The sequence below is a fragment of the Pseudomonas sp. R4-15 genome (genome assembly GCF_055768815.1).
Genome location: NZ_JBVTKW010000002.1, coordinates 1 through 15272, shown reverse-complemented (window position 1 = coordinate 15272; position 15272 = coordinate 1). Strand labels below are relative to the sequence as shown.

At 64.3% G+C, this 15272-nt stretch carries 20 protein-coding genes; 18 read left to right on the top strand and 2 right to left on the bottom strand.

Annotated elements, in window-relative coordinates; genetic code table 11:
- Position 1 precedes the first annotated feature (1 nt).
- The 7 genes from ACYRGX_RS22380 (at position 2) to ACYRGX_RS22350 (ending at position 5150) form a co-directional block, all read left to right on the top strand.
- A complete protein-coding gene (locus tag ACYRGX_RS22380; RefSeq protein ID WP_473056762.1) occupies positions 2 to 1006 on the top strand; it encodes a phage major capsid protein, P2 family in 1005 nt (334 codons plus the stop codon).
- 944 nt (positions 1007 to 1950) lie between these two features.
- A complete protein-coding gene (locus ACYRGX_RS22375; RefSeq protein ID WP_473056776.1) occupies positions 1951 to 2544 on the top strand; it encodes a recombinase family protein in 594 nt (197 codons plus the stop codon).
- A 72-nt stretch (positions 2545 to 2616) separates the two neighbouring features.
- Complete coding sequence (locus tag ACYRGX_RS22370) at positions 2617 to 3066, top strand: hypothetical protein (protein ID WP_473056775.1); 450 nt, start codon at positions 2617 to 2619, stop codon at positions 3064 to 3066.
- Complete coding sequence (locus tag ACYRGX_RS22365; protein WP_473056774.1) at positions 3063 to 3323, top strand: hypothetical protein; 261 nt, start codon at positions 3063 to 3065, stop codon at positions 3321 to 3323. The genes ACYRGX_RS22370 and ACYRGX_RS22365 overlap by 4 nt, the downstream gene beginning before the upstream one ends.
- Before the next feature lie 98 nt (positions 3324 to 3421).
- On the top strand, positions 3422 to 3568 hold the full coding sequence (locus tag ACYRGX_RS22360) for a hypothetical protein (protein ID WP_473056773.1): 147 nt from the start codon (positions 3422 to 3424) through the stop codon (positions 3566 to 3568).
- Positions 3565 to 3996 carry a hypothetical protein gene (locus ACYRGX_RS22355; protein WP_473056772.1) on the top strand — a complete coding sequence of 144 codons (432 nt, stop codon included), beginning with the start codon at positions 3565 to 3567 and terminating at the stop codon, positions 3994 to 3996. The genes ACYRGX_RS22360 and ACYRGX_RS22355 overlap by 4 nt, the downstream gene beginning before the upstream one ends.
- Entirely contained in the window at positions 3993 to 5150 is a 1158-nt protein-coding gene (locus tag ACYRGX_RS22350) for a tyrosine-type recombinase/integrase (RefSeq protein WP_473056771.1), read from the top strand. The genes ACYRGX_RS22355 and ACYRGX_RS22350 overlap by 4 nt, the downstream gene beginning before the upstream one ends.
- An 810-nt stretch (positions 5151 to 5960) precedes the next feature.
- On the opposite strand, the gene ACYRGX_RS22345 is transcribed toward ACYRGX_RS22350, so the two are convergent.
- Together ACYRGX_RS22345 and relB are read right to left on the bottom strand one after the other, a co-directional pair.
- Positions 5961 to 6236: a type II toxin-antitoxin system RelE/ParE family toxin gene (locus ACYRGX_RS22345; RefSeq protein WP_143507869.1), complete on the bottom strand. Its 276-nt coding sequence runs from the start codon at positions 6234 to 6236 to the stop codon at positions 5961 to 5963.
- Positions 6237 to 6277: 41 nt separating this feature from the next.
- Positions 6278 to 6475, bottom strand: a complete 198-nt coding sequence (relB, locus tag ACYRGX_RS22340; protein ID WP_473056770.1) for a type II toxin-antitoxin system RelB family antitoxin — start codon at positions 6473 to 6475, stop codon at positions 6278 to 6280.
- A 207-nt stretch (positions 6476 to 6682) separates the two neighbouring features.
- Here relB and mobV point away from each other — a divergent pair, with 207 nt between their 5' ends.
- From mobV to ACYRGX_RS22285, 11 genes are all read left to right on the top strand, one after another.
- A complete protein-coding gene (gene mobV / locus ACYRGX_RS22335; protein ID WP_473056769.1) occupies positions 6683 to 7972 on the top strand; it encodes a MobV family relaxase in 1290 nt (429 codons plus the stop codon).
- Positions 7973 to 8115: 143 nt separating this feature from the next.
- The gene (parA, locus tag ACYRGX_RS22330) at positions 8116 to 8745 is read left to right on the top strand and encodes a ParA family partition ATPase (protein ID WP_143507866.1); all 630 of its coding nucleotides are present in this window, start codon (positions 8116 to 8118) and stop codon (positions 8743 to 8745) included.
- Between the two features lie 36 nt (positions 8746 to 8781).
- Positions 8782 to 9000, top strand: a complete 219-nt coding sequence (locus ACYRGX_RS22325; RefSeq protein ID WP_143507865.1) for a plasmid partition protein ParG — start codon at positions 8782 to 8784, stop codon at positions 8998 to 9000.
- A gap of 2 nt (positions 9001 to 9002) precedes the next feature.
- Complete coding sequence (locus ACYRGX_RS22320; protein ID WP_473056768.1) at positions 9003 to 9452, top strand: ogr/Delta-like zinc finger family protein; 450 nt, start codon at positions 9003 to 9005, stop codon at positions 9450 to 9452.
- Positions 9453 to 9560: 108 nt separating this feature from the next.
- The gene (locus tag ACYRGX_RS22315; protein ID WP_143507863.1) at positions 9561 to 9794 is read left to right on the top strand and encodes a helix-turn-helix transcriptional regulator; all 234 of its coding nucleotides are present in this window, start codon (positions 9561 to 9563) and stop codon (positions 9792 to 9794) included.
- 65 nt (positions 9795 to 9859) lie between these two features.
- Complete coding sequence (locus ACYRGX_RS22310) at positions 9860 to 10081, top strand: hypothetical protein (protein ID WP_473056767.1); 222 nt, start codon at positions 9860 to 9862, stop codon at positions 10079 to 10081.
- 59 nt (positions 10082 to 10140) lie between these two features.
- On the top strand, positions 10141 to 10671 hold the full coding sequence (locus ACYRGX_RS22305; protein ID WP_473056766.1) for a hypothetical protein: 531 nt from the start codon (positions 10141 to 10143) through the stop codon (positions 10669 to 10671).
- The gene (locus tag ACYRGX_RS22300) at positions 10668 to 11249 is read left to right on the top strand and encodes a hypothetical protein (RefSeq protein WP_473056765.1); all 582 of its coding nucleotides are present in this window, start codon (positions 10668 to 10670) and stop codon (positions 11247 to 11249) included. The genes ACYRGX_RS22305 and ACYRGX_RS22300 overlap by 4 nt, the downstream gene beginning before the upstream one ends.
- Complete coding sequence (locus tag ACYRGX_RS22295; protein WP_473056764.1) at positions 11246 to 13492, top strand: VapE domain-containing protein; 2247 nt, start codon at positions 11246 to 11248, stop codon at positions 13490 to 13492. Before ACYRGX_RS22300 ends, ACYRGX_RS22295 begins: the two co-directional genes overlap by 4 nt.
- Positions 13493 to 13509: 17 nt before the next feature.
- Positions 13510 to 14163, top strand: coding sequence for a hypothetical protein (locus ACYRGX_RS22290; protein WP_473056763.1), 654 nt, complete (start codon positions 13510 to 13512; stop codon positions 14161 to 14163).
- Between the two features lie 23 nt (positions 14164 to 14186).
- Positions 14187 to 15191, top strand: coding sequence for a phage major capsid protein, P2 family (locus tag ACYRGX_RS22285; RefSeq protein WP_473056762.1), 1005 nt, complete (start codon positions 14187 to 14189; stop codon positions 15189 to 15191).
- Positions 15192 to 15272: the final 81 nt, after the last annotated feature.

The following is a 15272-nucleotide window of genomic DNA, read 5'->3' as shown; positions in this document are numbered from 1 at the left end:
CATGCAGAACGATACCCGCAAACGCTTCAACGCCTACCGCGAAAAGACAGCCGCCGAGAATGGTGTGTCGAACGCGGCCCACACCTTCACCGCAGTGCCTGCTGTTGAGCAGCGCGCCGTGGCTACCGCCCAGGAGTCGCACGCGCTGCTGAAGGACATCAACATGGTGGGCGTCACTTCCCCCGATGGGCAGGCTGTCGGCATCTCCATTGGCGCCCCCATCGCCGGCCGCACCAATACCGACCTGGGGCCGCGTACGCCACGGCACGCGGTAGACCTGGCTGAAGAGAACAGCTACCGCTGTGAGAAGACGGAATTCGACGTGGCCCTGCCCTTCAGCATGCTTGATGGCTGGGCACAGTTCCCTGACTTCGAGCAGCGCATTGACCAGGCCATTGGCGAGCGTCAGGCGCTCGACCGCCTCATGATTGGCTTCAACGGCACCCATGCTGCCGAGGATACCGACCGCGATGCCTTCCCGCTGCTCCAGGACGTCAATATTGGCTGGCTGGAGAAGATCCGCACCAAGGCCCCGGGCCAGGTGAAGACCTCCGGCGCCACGGCGGGCAAAGTCACGATTGGCGCGACTGGTGACTACCCGAACCTTGACGGGCTGGTCTATGCCGCCGTGCAGATGCTGGCCCCGCACCATCGTAAGCGGCCTGACCTGGTCGTGCTGATCGACCGCGACCTGCTGCACACCAAGTCCCTGGGCAATGTCGCGGACGCCACGGACAACACCCGCGAGCTGGCATTGAACCGCATCCTTTCCACCGGCCTGGTCGGCGGTATCCCGCATCGTGACGCGCCGTTCTTCCCGGACGCCAAGCTGCTGGTCACTACCCTGCGCAACCTCTCGATCTACTACCAGAAGACCACGCTGCGCCGCTTCATCCAGGAGGAGCCAGGCACTGACCAGGTGAACGACTTCCAGTCGGTGAATGAGGCCTATGTGGTCGAGGACTATGGCCTGGTGGCCCTGGTCGAGAACATCGAGTTTATCTAACTGCCGCACCGTCGCCGCTGCCCGGGAACGGGCAGGGGCCAGGCGCCCAGGAACGCCCCAACAAGCCGCTTTGAGCGGCTTTTTTTGTGCCCGCCCGATTGCTTGCCGATAGCCCAGGCGCAGCGCCTGCGCGCTGCCAGACGGCGCAGCGGGCGAAAGCTAGGCGGGCGGGAGCCCGGTAGGGAGGGCTGGCCCTGGCGCGCGCAATCGTCCCCCCACCACGCCTCCGGTCTAAACCTGTCGTTTTTCCTGCACCCCCTGCACAGGCGGCCAGCCAGCGCCGTTCCTGGGCTGCGCCGGGCCTGTGTGGGGGTGTATTTCCCTGCGAATCCCTGCACACCCCCCGCTTTTCTGCGGGGCATTTCTGAGGCTTTTCAGGGCGCGGCGGCTTGGTCTCGAATTTCCGCCAAAAACCACCCTCCAGACCGAGCCGAAACGCCCCGAACCGCTCCGAACTCTGGCCGGTGCTTGGCGCTGGATTTTCACGGCTGACACCCTGGCTTTTTCGGGGTTTTTGACACCGTGGTGGGATGTGGTGGCTTGTGGTGGCTTCCTATTCCGAGAAACCACCACGCTCCAGCCCAGTAACGGCGGGGCTTTCGGCCATGTGGTGGGATGTGGTGGCTTAAAAACTGTTGGAAACCGGGAAGTTAAAAAGGGGCTTTCAGGGGGATAGCTCCGGCCTGTCCGAGGAAAAGAAGCCACCACACCCACCACGAAACAGCGCAAGCCAAGATGCGGCGCGGCTTTGCGGTGTGGTGGGATGTCCCCACCAAGATCCCACCACATAGCCCTTTTTCAGGCCTGCGGCAGGGCGTCAGAAAAGGGCCCTTGGTCGCCACCAGGGCATACCCCCAAAAAACAGGGTGTCAATAATTACGAAATCAGGATTATTGATACCATGCCCCAAGCACCTACCTTTTTTGACACCTTGAGGGGGCACCATGAGCAGGCTTTTCGCCTATGCGCGGGTCTCGACAGCAGAGCAGACCGCCGACAACCAACGCCAGGCGCTGAAAGCGGCCGGATACGATCCTGGGCACCGTTACTACGAGGAGCAGATTTCCGGGCGTGTGCCTGCCCTGGAGCGTCCCGTGTTCCTGCGCATGCTCAACAAGATGGAACCGGGAGACCGCCTGGTAGTGCTGAAGCTCGACCGCCTGGGTCGCAACGCGGCGGACATTCTCCAGACGGTGGAGTTTCTCCAGGCAGAGGGGATCAGCGTCACGCTCCTGGACGGTGGCGCGGGCGATCTGGACTCAGCCGCTGGCCGACTGTTCCTGACCCTGCTCGCCGCCTTCGCCCAGTTTGAAAGCGACCGGATCAGCGAGCGCACCCGCGAGGGCATGGCCCGCTCTGGCAAGAAGGCCGGTCGCCCTGTTGGGCAATCTCCAGCTCTGGCCCATGTGCATCGGTGCCGCCTGCGCAACTTCACCCAGCAGGAGACAGCCACCGCGACGGGCCTCAGCCTCTCTACGGTCAAGCGCTACTGGCGCGCCGCTGAGCCGGCAGCAGGCGAAGAACTCAAAAACTCATAAGCTCAAATACTCAAAAGAGCTTGCCTTTCCTTTGCGCTGTGATAACGTCAGCACAACGCAAAGGAGAAAACCATGCACGCCCCCGTCCTGAAGCCATTCCTGATAGATGGCCACCACTTCGAAGCCGAGGATCTGGCCCAAGGTTACTTGGTCAATCCGCTGCTGCCGGAGTCCTTCGACAACACCCCGAACGATGAGCGCAGCCACCACCACATGGCCATGTGGTGGGAGCGGCCATTCATCGTGCGGTACACCTGGGCCCAGGCCGAGCAGCACACCATCAATTGGCAGGCCAAGCGGCGGGCTGAGGGCGAACCTGGTGCACTCAGCGAGGAAGAGACGGAAGCGCTCCTGGAGAAGAATCGGGCGTCGTTCTTCGAGGCCTTCCCTGCCGGCGAGCGATACACCGTCCGCTGCCTCGATGGTGGTGCTTGGGATCGTTCCACCTGGTGGGGCCAAAGCCCGACCCTGGAAGGGGCGCTGGACTTGGCCGAGAACGGCCCGCTGTGGAGGCGCCAGTGAAGGACGAACACGACAAGCACACCCGTGACCTGCTCAGCGGAGAGGCTTTACGCAAGACGGCGGCCGAGCGTCAGGCTCGGCTGATCGAGCGGCGCGCTCAGGAGGGCTGGAAGCGCAAGACGATATGGATACATGAGCCCAGCCGCCAGGCCGGCTACGCCGCTGGCGAAGGGGGCGACCCCTGCGAACCGGGCCAGGCCGGTGCCGAGGACAAGGTGTCCTGGTTGATCGGCTGGGAGGCTGCAACGAAGGATTAAAACTTGCCGGGCGGCGCTGTAACGCCGCCCAGCAATCGACCGATGGGCGCGCCAACGCCTTCCCGGTCTGTCACAGGCGACCACTTGAGGAGACCGCCATGCAACACACGAAGAGTACCACCGTCCGCGTCTATGGCCATGCCGGCCGGCTGCTGGGCGAACTGAAACTGCCGACCAGCTCGCGCCTGGCCGACCTCGAATCACTGCGCGCCCTGGGTGCTGTCCGTGTGGAGGTGCGCCAATGACTCGCGCAAGCACTTCCCAGGGCGGCTACCTGATGACCGAAGATACCTACCGCGAGGTTATGCAGGGCATGGACTCCCTGCGCTTCCTGGAGGGCATGCTGTGCACCGTTCTCTACGGCAATAAGCCAATCCAGCAATTCGACCTCGATGACCTGACCGGCTATATCCAGCTTCTGCTAGGTCACACGCACGCTCCCCTGAAGGCGCTGGAATACCAGCATTGGCAGCCGGTGCCTAAGGGCAAACCGCTCACCCCGGCACCGGCCGCGCAGGCCGTCCCTCCTGCTGAGCCTGTCGAGCTGGATCCTGCCGAGGAGGAGGAGCTGCTGCTGCGACACTACCGGCGCCTGCCTGCTGGTGATCGTCAGCACCTGCGCCGCTGCGCTGAGGCGCTGGCCTACGTGGCCGAGCAGGAGGCTAAGCCATGAGCCTGGAGATTCGCGGCAAGGCCCTAAGGGTGGCTTTCCGATACAAGGGGAAGACTGTTCACGAGAGCATTCCAGGCGGCGCTACCCCAGAGAATGTTGCCCGCTGGGAGTCGCTTGACCCGATCCTACAGCAGGATATTCGGGCGGGTACTTTCGACTATGGCCATTACTTCCCCTGGAGCAAGCGCGCCACTGAAAACCAGTTTGGCACCTACCTGGACACCTGGCTGAAGATCAAGGCAAACGAGGTGGCCGCCAGCAGCTTCAAGAGCTACACGACCGCCGCCGAGGTGCATTTGCGGCCAAAGTGGGGCGCTCGCGAGGTCACGGCTATTGACCATATTCAGCTCCAGGAGTGGATTCAGAGCGACCTGATGCCGAAGCTGCACAACAAGACGATCAAGGGGCTGGTCAGCTGCATGGGGCAGGTGTTCCGCCTCTACCGCACACGTAACCAGGACGCGCACGACCCCACCGAGGGTATCTACATTCGCCAGCCCGATGCCGAGGATCCTGACCCGTTCAGCCGTGAGGAGATTCGCCAGATTCTCCGCACACATGCCGAGGACGCCGGCCAGCTGAATCTTTTCGAGTTCATGGTTTGGAGTGGCCCCCGGATTTCTGAGGGCATCGCTCTGGCCTGGGAGGATGTAGACCTGGAGCGCGGCGAAGTGACGTTTCAGCGCGCCCTGGTATCACGTCAGTACAAGGTCACCAAAACCAGGCGATCAAAGCGCAGACTGAAGCTGTTACGGCCTGCCCTGGAGGCTCTGCGCCGCCAGCACGCCCTGACCGGCCAGCTCCCCCCGGTGACTGTCGGCGTGGTTGATCGGGACAACCGGACGATCAAGCACCGTGCGCTGACCTTCGTTTTCCTCGCGCCCAATGGTGAGCCCTTCAGGGACGCCGACCAGTACCGCAACCAGTTCTGGGCGGGCCACCTCAAGACGGCGGGCGTGCGTTATCGGGGGCCGAATCAATGCCGCCACACGTTTGCCAGCCAATTGCTGACCAGCGGCGGGGTCAATGTCGAGTGGGTCGCTGAGCAGATGGGGCACACGTCTACAGCGATGATTTGGAGGCATTACGGCAAGTGGATCAAGGACGATGAGCGCGACCAGGTCGAGCGGCTGAATGCGCTGCTCGATGTCTGATTGGGTACGGGTGCGACAATATGTCGCACCTTTCCAGTGCGCCCGGAAGTTTGCCTGCTGCTTATGGGGTTTTAAGGAATTGGCGATTCGCCCTGGCCCTGCCTGGGCGGCTTGACGCTGGAGTTGTGCGAAAGCGGTGCTTGCTAAGTGCCTGGCAGCACAATATCTTTGCTGGAAATACGACAAAGCCCGCGTAAGCGGGCTTTGAAGTGGTCAGTGGCGCTTGCCGGCGCGCTGACCCGAGGTCTCGGGGAATCCTGTGCTTGGCGGCTGGGAACGAGACCGGTAGATAATTCTGTAGCACAAAAATCGTGCTGTCTACCACCTCACCCCCGAAACCGATGGTTGTCACTGCGGCGCTTTCGTAGGCGTAGCGGGGGGGGTTGGACTTCAAGAGCTTGTTACCCCCCTGTTGTGGCGATCTGGCCGAACGGGGATTCTCTGCATACGGCCAAGCGTGCGACGCGCTCCATGCCTTCCCAGGCTCGCAACCTGGGGGCACTGACGGTGGGTAAGGGGTTTAGACCGGCACCACGTTAAAAACGCCGAGGCGGCCGCCCAGCAGGGCAAGAGCCGGTCAGTGCAGCAGGCCTAGGGAGTGTCCGCCCAACGCGCAGAGGGGGCAGGGGTGCAAACCCTACCGATAGTGGGCGGCAAGGCGAATCTTCCTGGTTTAGGCCGGGAGGGCTTGCCTGTCTTGAAGCGCAGCGAAAAGACAGGCAAGCGCGACCGGGGAGGCCTTTGGCCGACTTCCTTTTGCCTGCCGCTCTGGCTCTTCTGTCCGTTATCTTGAACAGCCCGGCTCTTGCCCTAGGGGTATTCCTGGCGAGCATGAAGGACGTTCAAGACCTCGATGCTTGCAGCTGTCACCCGATAGACCAGGACGTAGTTAGGGTGTGCGACTACTTCCCGTGTCCCTGGTACTCGGCCAGGCCGGTACAGGTAGGGGTGCTCTGCTGCTGGAATGATTGCGCTCTCCAGCTGGGCAAGCATCGAGCGTGCTGCTGTGGGATTGCGCTCAGCGATATAGCCGATGATTTCAGCGAGGTCTTCGCGTGCGGTGGCACGCCAGAGGATGGGCAGCATGGGGCGGTATCCGGATCAGTCGAGACGTGGCCAGTTGGCTGTCACGACTTGCTCCGGGCAATCTTCTTTTCTGCTGCCTCGATGATGGCGGCTGCTTCGCTCATCACCTGGTCATGCGCCACGCTCGGGCGCTGATCGGCTAGCGAGGCCTCGACCTTGCGGCGGTACCAGCGGTCATAGCTTGCCGCTTCAGCCTCGGTGCTGAACTCGGAAACGATGGGTGACAGTTGTGCGCTCATGGTCGGGCCTATGGTGTGTTCAGCGTCAGTTTAGCGGATTTCGCCCTTTCGCGGCCGCCGATGGTCGCGGCTTGGCTTTTGCCCAGCGGGGCGAACGAACCTTGGAACAAGGTGTAGTGAGTACACCCTACGCCGCTCCCGCTCTACGCCCTTCCCGCTTCGCTCCAGGGCTTGCGCTGGCTTTTGCTCCACCTGCACGCTGATGGTATGCCCTACGCCATTCTGCGAACAGCCAAGCTCAAGAGCATGGGGGAGATTGCCGGCTCCTTATCGCACACCTACCGGACACGCGAGACCCCGAACGCTGACCCGTCCAGGGCCTCCCTCAACGAGCACCACGGCGGATCTGATCCGGCCACCGTGCGTGCTGCCATTCGCGCCCGCATTCCCGAGAAGCACCGTAAAGACGCCGTGCTGTGCGTGGAGTATTTCGTGGGTGCCAGTCCTGAGTTCTTCGACAGCGGCGGCGATGCTGACGCCTACTTTGCCGGCGCGGTGAAGTGGCTCCAGGAGCGACACGGCGCCGAGAACCTGGTGGCCTGGTCGATCCATCGTGACGAGACCAGCCCTCACCTGGTCGGCTATGTGGTGCCTCTCGATAGCGCCGGCAAGCTGAACGCCAAGCAGTTCCTAGGTGGCAAAGCGAAGCTCTCGGCCATGCAGACGGATTTCGCTTCCAGGGTGGGCGCAGCGGTGGGCCTGGAGCGTGGCATCGAGGGCAGCAAGGCCACGCATACGAGCATTCGCCAGTATTACCAGGCGCTGAACCGCCCAGATTTCAAGCACGGACGCCTGAACGCGGAGACGCTTCAGCCCAAGGTGCTGGAGAAGCGGTTGCTGACCAAGACCGTGGAAAGCCCCGAGCAGGTAGCCGAGCGGCTGACGCGAGCCGTGCAGGCCTACTACGGCCCAGCCATCACAGCAGGCGCCACGGCGGCCCTGGAGAAGCGCCGGGCGGTCGAGATGGCCAAGACGGCCAAGGCTAAGGATCAGGCGTTACGCGAAGCCAGGGCGCAGCTGGAGGCCGAACGGGCCCGGCTCGCCGACCTGCGGGCGCTGTTCCTGGACGGCCTCACCCCTGAGCAGCAACAGGCCCTGGCCGCACAGGCTGCCAACCAGCGGCGTGAGAACTGGATTGCGGCCGAGGCAAAGCGCCGCGCCGAGGCGCTGGCTGAGCTGGCGAGGAAGGCGGCAGGCGCTGCCTTGGTGTTTGCTCGCCGTGGCGTGCGTGCCATCGAGGAGGCTGCTGGGCGCTGGCGGTCGGTGGACTGGGGCAAGGTCGAGCAGGAAACAGTCCGCGAAGCCGTAGCCGAACACGGCCGCAGTATGTCCGAGACGGTCGGCGCGCTGCTCGACCACTCACCGGGGCATGCCGGTACCAGTCGCGAGCAGGCCGCCGAGATCCTGGCCGAGGTGGCGCGCCGCGAGGCGAGCCAACCGCAACGCCAACGCCAGCGAACAGAGCCGACGCGGGACTATGGGCCGGCGCCCAGGTAAAGAGTCCGCGCCCGCAGGGCGCAGCATTTTCCGGCGAAGCCGGGGCGGGCTCTTGCCTGGCGTTTGAGCTTATGAGTTTTTGAGCCTTTAAGGTTTTGAGTTTATGCGCTATAACCTCAAGCGGAACCTTTGGAGGCCACACCATGAAAGTGATTGCAGTGCTCAACCAGAAGGGCGGGGCGGGCAAGACAACCATTGCCACCCACCTTGCGCGGGCGATCCAGCTCGACGGGCAGGACGTGCTCCTGGTCGATTCGGATCCGCAAGGCAGCGCCCGCGACTGGGCAGCGGTGCGCGAAGACCAGCCGGTTACGGTGGTCGGCATCGACCGCCCGACCATCGAGCGTGACCTGAAGAACCTGGCGAAGAAAGACGTGGTGGTCATCGACGGCGCGCCCCAGGCGGCTGACCTGGCCGTCTCGGCCATCAAGGCGGCTGACTTCGTGCTGATCCCGGTGCAACCGTCGCCGTATGACATCTGGGCCACCGCTGACCTGGTGGAGCTGGTCAAGCAACGCATCGAGATAACGGACGGGCGCCTGCGCGCCGCTTTCGTCGTCTCCAGGGCGATCAAGGGCACCAAGATCGGCGCCGAGGTCAGCGCAGCCCTTGAGGGGTACGGCCTGCCGGTGCTCGACACGCGGGTGATTCAGAGGGTGGTTTACCCGGGCACGGCCGCATCAGGCAGCACGGTGCTCGATGCTGAACCGGCCGGCGATGCTGCTGCCGAGATTCGTGCACTTGCCGCCGAGATTATGGCCGCGCTCGGTTGAGTGTATGAGTTAATGAGTTAATGAGGATTTGAGACTATGAGCAAAACCACCGGAACACTCAGCGCCGGCCGCCCGAGCGCCAAGGCCTCCAGCGCCGCAACTCTGGCCAGCCTGGCCGACAAGGCCGCCACCGTGCGGGTGAACTTCGACCTGGAGCGCGACGCGCACACCAAGCTGAAGGTCTACGCCGCCAAACAGGGCAAGACCGTCAAGGATCTGCTGAAGGCCTATGTAGACAGCCTGCCGGAGGCGTGAGCATGGAGCGGGTAGAAGACCACTTCTATGCACCCTCTCTGGCTGAGTCACGTCAGCGGCAGTGCCCGGACTGCGGTGCTCTGCTGCACAGGCGCACGAGCCGCAAGCAAGGGCCGATCTGCACAGAGACTTTCTACCAGTGCACCTACATCCTCTGTAGCGCGACCTTCAAGGGATATGAGGAGATTGTCTACCGTTTGAAGGTGCCGAGTCAGAAAAACCCTCTGATTCGCTTGCCGATCAGCCCCTCACAGAAGCATCAGATTCCCGCCTCTCCCGGCATCAAGCCTGATTGCTGCCCGGACTGTGGCGAGCGACTGCATAAGCAGTTGGTGGCCACCGCTGACCCGTTCGTCTTCGTGGCCTACGCCGAATGTGCCAGGAATGGCTGTGGCTGGGCGGCCTCAGCCCCCGTTGAACTAAAGCCTGTCAACAAGGAAAAGCCTGTTTGAGTGACCGCGTGTTGTAGGAGCCCGCGCTACAACCTCTGCTTGATGAAAACCCTCCAGGGCTCCCGGATAGTCGGAACTGTTCCGAACCATTCCGAAGGAGCCCGAGCCATGACGGCCCAAGCCCCAGCCTCACCCGCCAGATTGATCCGCCGCCCGGAGGTGCTCTCCAGGGTGGGGCTCTCTTCTTCGACCCTCTACGAAATGACCGCAGCGGGTGATTTCCCGTCGCCCATCCCTATCGGACGCCAGGCCGTGGCCTGGCTTGAGTCCGAGGTGGACGCCTGGATCAAGAACCGGATCGAGCAACGCGACAGCCGAACGCGAAAGCGGGCGGCGCGCTGATACCTGCGCGCCGCACTGGCCTGGGTTGTCGGGGGACGCGACCAGCCAATCAACGAGGAATCGCCATGCAGATCCAACTCACCATCAAGGGCCAGCAAGTGTCCCTTGCGCTTTCCGAAGTAAACGACGTGCTGCGAGCACTTGAGCACGGCGCCCAGGGACGTACAGAGGCCAAGACGTTCGGCTGTTGTGTCGTCCACGGCGCCGCGCACGGCGGAAAGCTCCCTGGCGCGCTGACCTTCAGCGAGCAGCCCCCGAAGGTCGATTACATCCTGGCCGACTGCTAACCCGCCAATGAAAAGCCCCACCGGGAGGACAGCCCGGTGGGGCCTAGAGGACAACACCCATGAAGAGCCAACAGGATATGGCGGGGGCGGCTGTGCACCAAGGAAAAACCGCCAACCGCAAAAAAAACACCTGCTGCCAGGTGCCGGAAGCCTACGGCCGCCCGGCCGTGAGCCTCCCCTGCGCTGCCAGCCAGAACGTAGTCACCATGGGCGTCCAGGTGGCCGACAGCTACCTGCTGAACCAATACCCCGGCGAGCGCCTGGACGAGGTTGTGGCGCGCCTTCGCCGTAGCGCCCCTGCCCGCCATTGGCCTGATGTCGAGGCCGGTCTGCTGGCTCGCCTGGAGCAGTGCCTGCGCTCGATGCAGGGAGCTCCGAACTTCGACCAGGACGAGAAAAGCCAGGCCTTCGCCCTGGGTAATCAGACCATGAAGGCGCTGCACGAGCTGGCCATCCGTGTGTCTGCCCTGGCAGCCGTGGGCGCCATTGTCCCCACCACTGCACAAGGTCAGGAACAGCTCCGCCAACTGGAGGCCCTTGCCGGGGCCATCACCTGGATCTGCCCAGTTGAGCCGGGGGTGACGCCATGACTTTCTCGCGAGACTCCCGCCGAGCGTGGGCTATCTGGCAGGCCGGGCGCCGGCCGGATCCGCAGCACCCCTACCTGATCCACCATCGCATTGCCCCGATGCAGCTCCGGCAATCCCGCCAGGGGGCGCTGATCCTGCCCTTGTGCGTACGCGGTGCCTTCCAGGGCGTGAGGCTGATCCCTTGGGACATCACCAAGCCGAGCGTGACCGTTGGGGGCGCGCCTGCCGGCTGCTCGGTGCCGACAGGGCGTTATCAGCAAGGGCAGGCCCTGGCTGTGACGGTTGATTGGGCCAGCGCTGTGGCGCTGCATCACATGGGCATGACCGCGTGGGCGTGCCTCAGCCTGGACAACCTGGGCACTGTAGCCTTCCAGGCGCGCAGCCTGATCGGATCAAGCGGCCGCCTGGTGGTGGCCGGTGACAACACCGAAGAAGGCGGGCGCCGGGCTGATATGGTGGCCATCTCGCGGGGCGCTGAGCTGATGATCCCCGGGCGGCCAATCGGCGCGCCGAAGTGGGTGGAGACCTTTGGCGACCTGGCGCGCTGGAAGGCTGGCGTGCGGAGGGCGAAAGCATGACGGCGCCCTTCCTGGACTACTGTGCACGGCGCTGGGCGGGGCCTGCGGATGCCCTGGCGGATTTCTTCCAGGACGCGCAACTGGCAGCGGCCGAGGTTGGCGCCAAGCTCGATGCTCTGCCTCTGCTGGATGGCGAACGGCACTACCTGCCGGGGCTGGAAGGCGGCGACAGCCAGAAACACTACTACCGGGCACACATCGAGCAGGACAAGGACGGCACGGCCTGGCCATGCGTGACCTTCGGCAGCTTCAAGGCAGGCGAGCCGAAGCGCTACTGGAAGCCTCGCGACCTGGCCTGGAGTGACTTCCAGGGCGCTGGCCAATCGAGCGGATCGAGCAGCGAGCAGCGCAGCCGCTATGCCGAGAAGGTTGCCCAGGCAGCGGCTGAGGCAGCGACCCGAAAGGCCACCAACGAGGAATGCCGCAAGCAGGGCCGGGAGGCAGCAGCGGCCGCCGCCGCGCAGGCCTGGAGCGCGTCCGCAGCATCCAAGCCGCACCCGTACCTGAGCGCCAAGGGCGTGGAGAATTACGGCCTTAAGGTGGCGACGGCTGACCTGGTGGCCAGGCTCTGGAGCGCTGAGGACGGCGAGTGGAAGGACGGCGTGACGGTGGTTCGCCGCGGCGAGCTGTTGCTGCCGATGCAGGACGCCGAAGGCCGTCTGTGGAACCTCCAGCGCATCGACGCCAAGGGGCGCAAGCGCTTCATCATGGGCGGGCGCGTCAAGGGCACTTTCTGCCGGATCGAGGGCGAGGGCGAAGCCTGGCTGGTCGAGGGCTACGCCACTGGGGCAACGGTACGGGCGGCCACCGGGGCGGCTGTGGTGGTGGCCTTCAGCGCGGGCAATCTGGCACCGGTAAGCCGTGCGCTTGCCGGCCAGTTGCGCGGGGTGGCTGCCGACAATGACCCGCAGGGCGCGGGAGAGAAGGGAGCCCAGGAGACGGGGCTGCCGATGGCCATGCCTCCAGCCGTGGGCACCGACTGGAATGACCACGCCGCCGAGCATGGACTTGAGGCGGTTGCCGAGGCACTGGCCCAACAGGCGGACAACGTGGCGAGCATCCCGGCCCCTGGCTGGGTGGACTTCCCTGACCTCAGCGCCAAGAACCGCCCGCTGAACACCATCGAGAACCTGGAGGCGCTCATGCAGGCGCACCAGGTGCGCGCCCGCTACAACCTGGTCTCCAAGACGGTGGAGCTGGACGTGCCCGGGCTGGGCGGTACCGCCGACAACCGAGCGAACACCTCCCTGGCCGTGCTGGCCAGCATCGCGGCGCGTCACTCGATGCCACGCGAAAGCCTGGGCGAGTACGTCAAGGCGATTGCCGACCGCAACGCTTTCTCCCCTGTGGGCGAGTGGATCCGCGCCAAGCAATGGGACGGCCGCGACCGCCTGCCGGCGTTCTTCGCCACCATCGAGGCCGAGGACACGGCGCTGCGCGACGTGCTGCTACGCCGCTGGCTGATTGCCGCCGTGGCGGCCGTCATGAAGCCCTCCGGCTTCTGGTGCAAAGGCGTGCTGACCCTCCAGGGGGCGCAGAACCTCGGCAAGACCTCATGGTTTCGGGCTCTGGTGCCCCAGGAGCTGCGCCACCTGATCCGTGAGGGTATGCACCTGGACGCGCAGAACCGTGACTGCATCGTGACCGCCGTTTCTCACTGGCTGGTCGAGCTGGGCGAGCTGGAGGCGACGCTGCGCCGCGACATGGAGTCGCTGAAGGCCTTCATCACCCAGACCTCAGACCGCATGCGCCGCCCCTATGACCGGGTGGACAGCGAGTATCCGCGTCGCACCGTGTTCTTCGCCTCGGTCAACTCTGACCGCTTCCTGAAGGACGCCACCGGCAACAGCCGTTTCTGGGTGCTGCGCTGCCAGCGCATCGAGCACGCCCACGGGCTGGATATGCAGCAGGTGTGGGCCCAGGTCTACGCGCAGTTCTACCTCCAGGGCGAGCAATGGCACCTGACCCAGGACGAGCAGGAGCAGCTCGACAGGGCCAACGGGCAATTCCGCGAAATCAGCCCCATCGAGGAGCTGCTGCCCCTGCGCTTTGACCTCAACGTCAAGCCGACCACCGAACTGACCGCAACCCAAGTGCTGTTGCACCTGGGCTACGACAAGCCGACCCGCGCCCAGCAGTTGGAGGCCGGCGCGGCCCTGAAAAACCTCAACGTCCCGCACCGCCTGTTGCGCGGAAACACCGTTTACAAACTCCCCCTGCCGAAGATCGGACAGGGCTACTGACCCGAGAGGAAATGCCCATGCACACCACCCCCCAAACCCCGGCTGATCTGTCGCCCACGTTCCAGGAACAGCACGACAAATTCACCGAGGCGCGCCGCGCCTATGTCGAGATCCAGGAGACCTACCAGGCCACCGTCCAGGAGACCAACCGCCTGACCCAGGCTGCCCAGGCGCTGGAGGCCGAGGCAGAACAGGCCAACGCATCCTGGAAGGACATGGCCAAGGCGCGGCACGCCGACCAACGCAAGATCAACCAGGAGGTTGAGCGCAGCGTGCAACTGAAGATGGAAGCGGAGAAGTACCGCCGCACTGCCAGCGTGCGCGAGGAGTTGCACGGGGAAATTGTCGTGCAGATTGCCCGGGCCAGGTCTGCGGTCAGCGCGGCCTGTACTGGACTGCGGGGGCGCTACCGCGAGGAGCGTATCGCGGCGCTGTTGGCCACCGAGGGCCTTGGCGAAGTGCTGCGCGAGCTGCGCGACCTTGGCGGTGACGACTTCACCAACCTGGTAGGCAAGGCCGCGAGCCAGGTCGCCGCCATCCCTGCGCCTCTCCTGGACGGCATCCATGTGCCTCCGACCATCAGCGGGGAGATCGTCCCGCAGAACGGAATGGAAATGGCCCGCCTTGAGCAGAGCGGCGGCAAGTCCGTCCGCCATCCCAACAACCAGTAATCCACGCCGACCAGGAGCAACCCATGCAGAACGATACCCGCAAACGCTTCAACGCCTACCGCGAAAAGACAGCCGCCGAGAATGGTGTGTCGAACGCGGCCCACACCTTCACCGCAGTGCCTGCTGTTGAGCAGCGCGCCGTGGCTACCGCCCAGGAGTCGCACGCGCTGCTGAAGGACATCAACATGGTGGGCGTCACTTCCCCCGATGGGCAGGCTGTCGGCATCTCCATTGGCGCCCCCATCGCCGGCCGCACCAATACCGACCTGGGGCCGCGTACGCCACGGCACGCGGTAGACCTGGCTGAAGAGAACAGCTACCGCTGTGAGAAGACGGAATTCGACGTGGCCCTGCCCTTCAGCATGCTTGATGGCTGGGCACAGTTCCCTGACTTCGAGCAGCGCATTGACCAGGCCATTGGCGAGCGTCAGGCGCTCGACCGCCTCATGATTGGCTTCAACGGCACCCATGCTGCCGAGGATACCGACCGCGATGCCTTCCCGCTGCTCCAGGACGTCAATATTGGCTGGCTGGAGAAGATCCGCACCAAGGCCCCGGGCCAGGTGAAGACCTCCGGCGCCACGGCGGGCAAAGTCACGATTGGCGCGACTGGTGACTACCCGAACCTTGACGGGCTGGTCTATGCCGCCGTGCAGATGCTGGCCCCGCACCATCGTAAGCGGCCTGACCTGGTCGTGCTGATCGACCGCGACCTGCTGCACACCAAGTCCCTGGGCAATGTCGCGGACGCCACGGACAACACCCGCGAGCTGGCATTGAACCGCATCCTTTCCACCGGCCTGGTCGGCGGTATCCCGCATCGTGACGCGCCGTTCTTCCCGGACGCCAAGCTGCTGGTCACTACCCTGCGCAACCTCTCGATCTACTACCAGAAGACCACGCTGCGCCGCTTCATCCAGGAGGAGCCAGGCACTGACCAGGTGAACGACTTCCAGTCGGTGAATGAGGCCTATGTGGTCGAGGACTATGGCCTGGTGGCCCTGGTCGAGAACATCGAGTTTATCTAACTGCCGCACCGTCGCCGCTGCCCGGGAACGGGCAGGGGCCAGGCGCCCAGGAACGCCCCAACAAGCCGCTTTGAGCGGCTT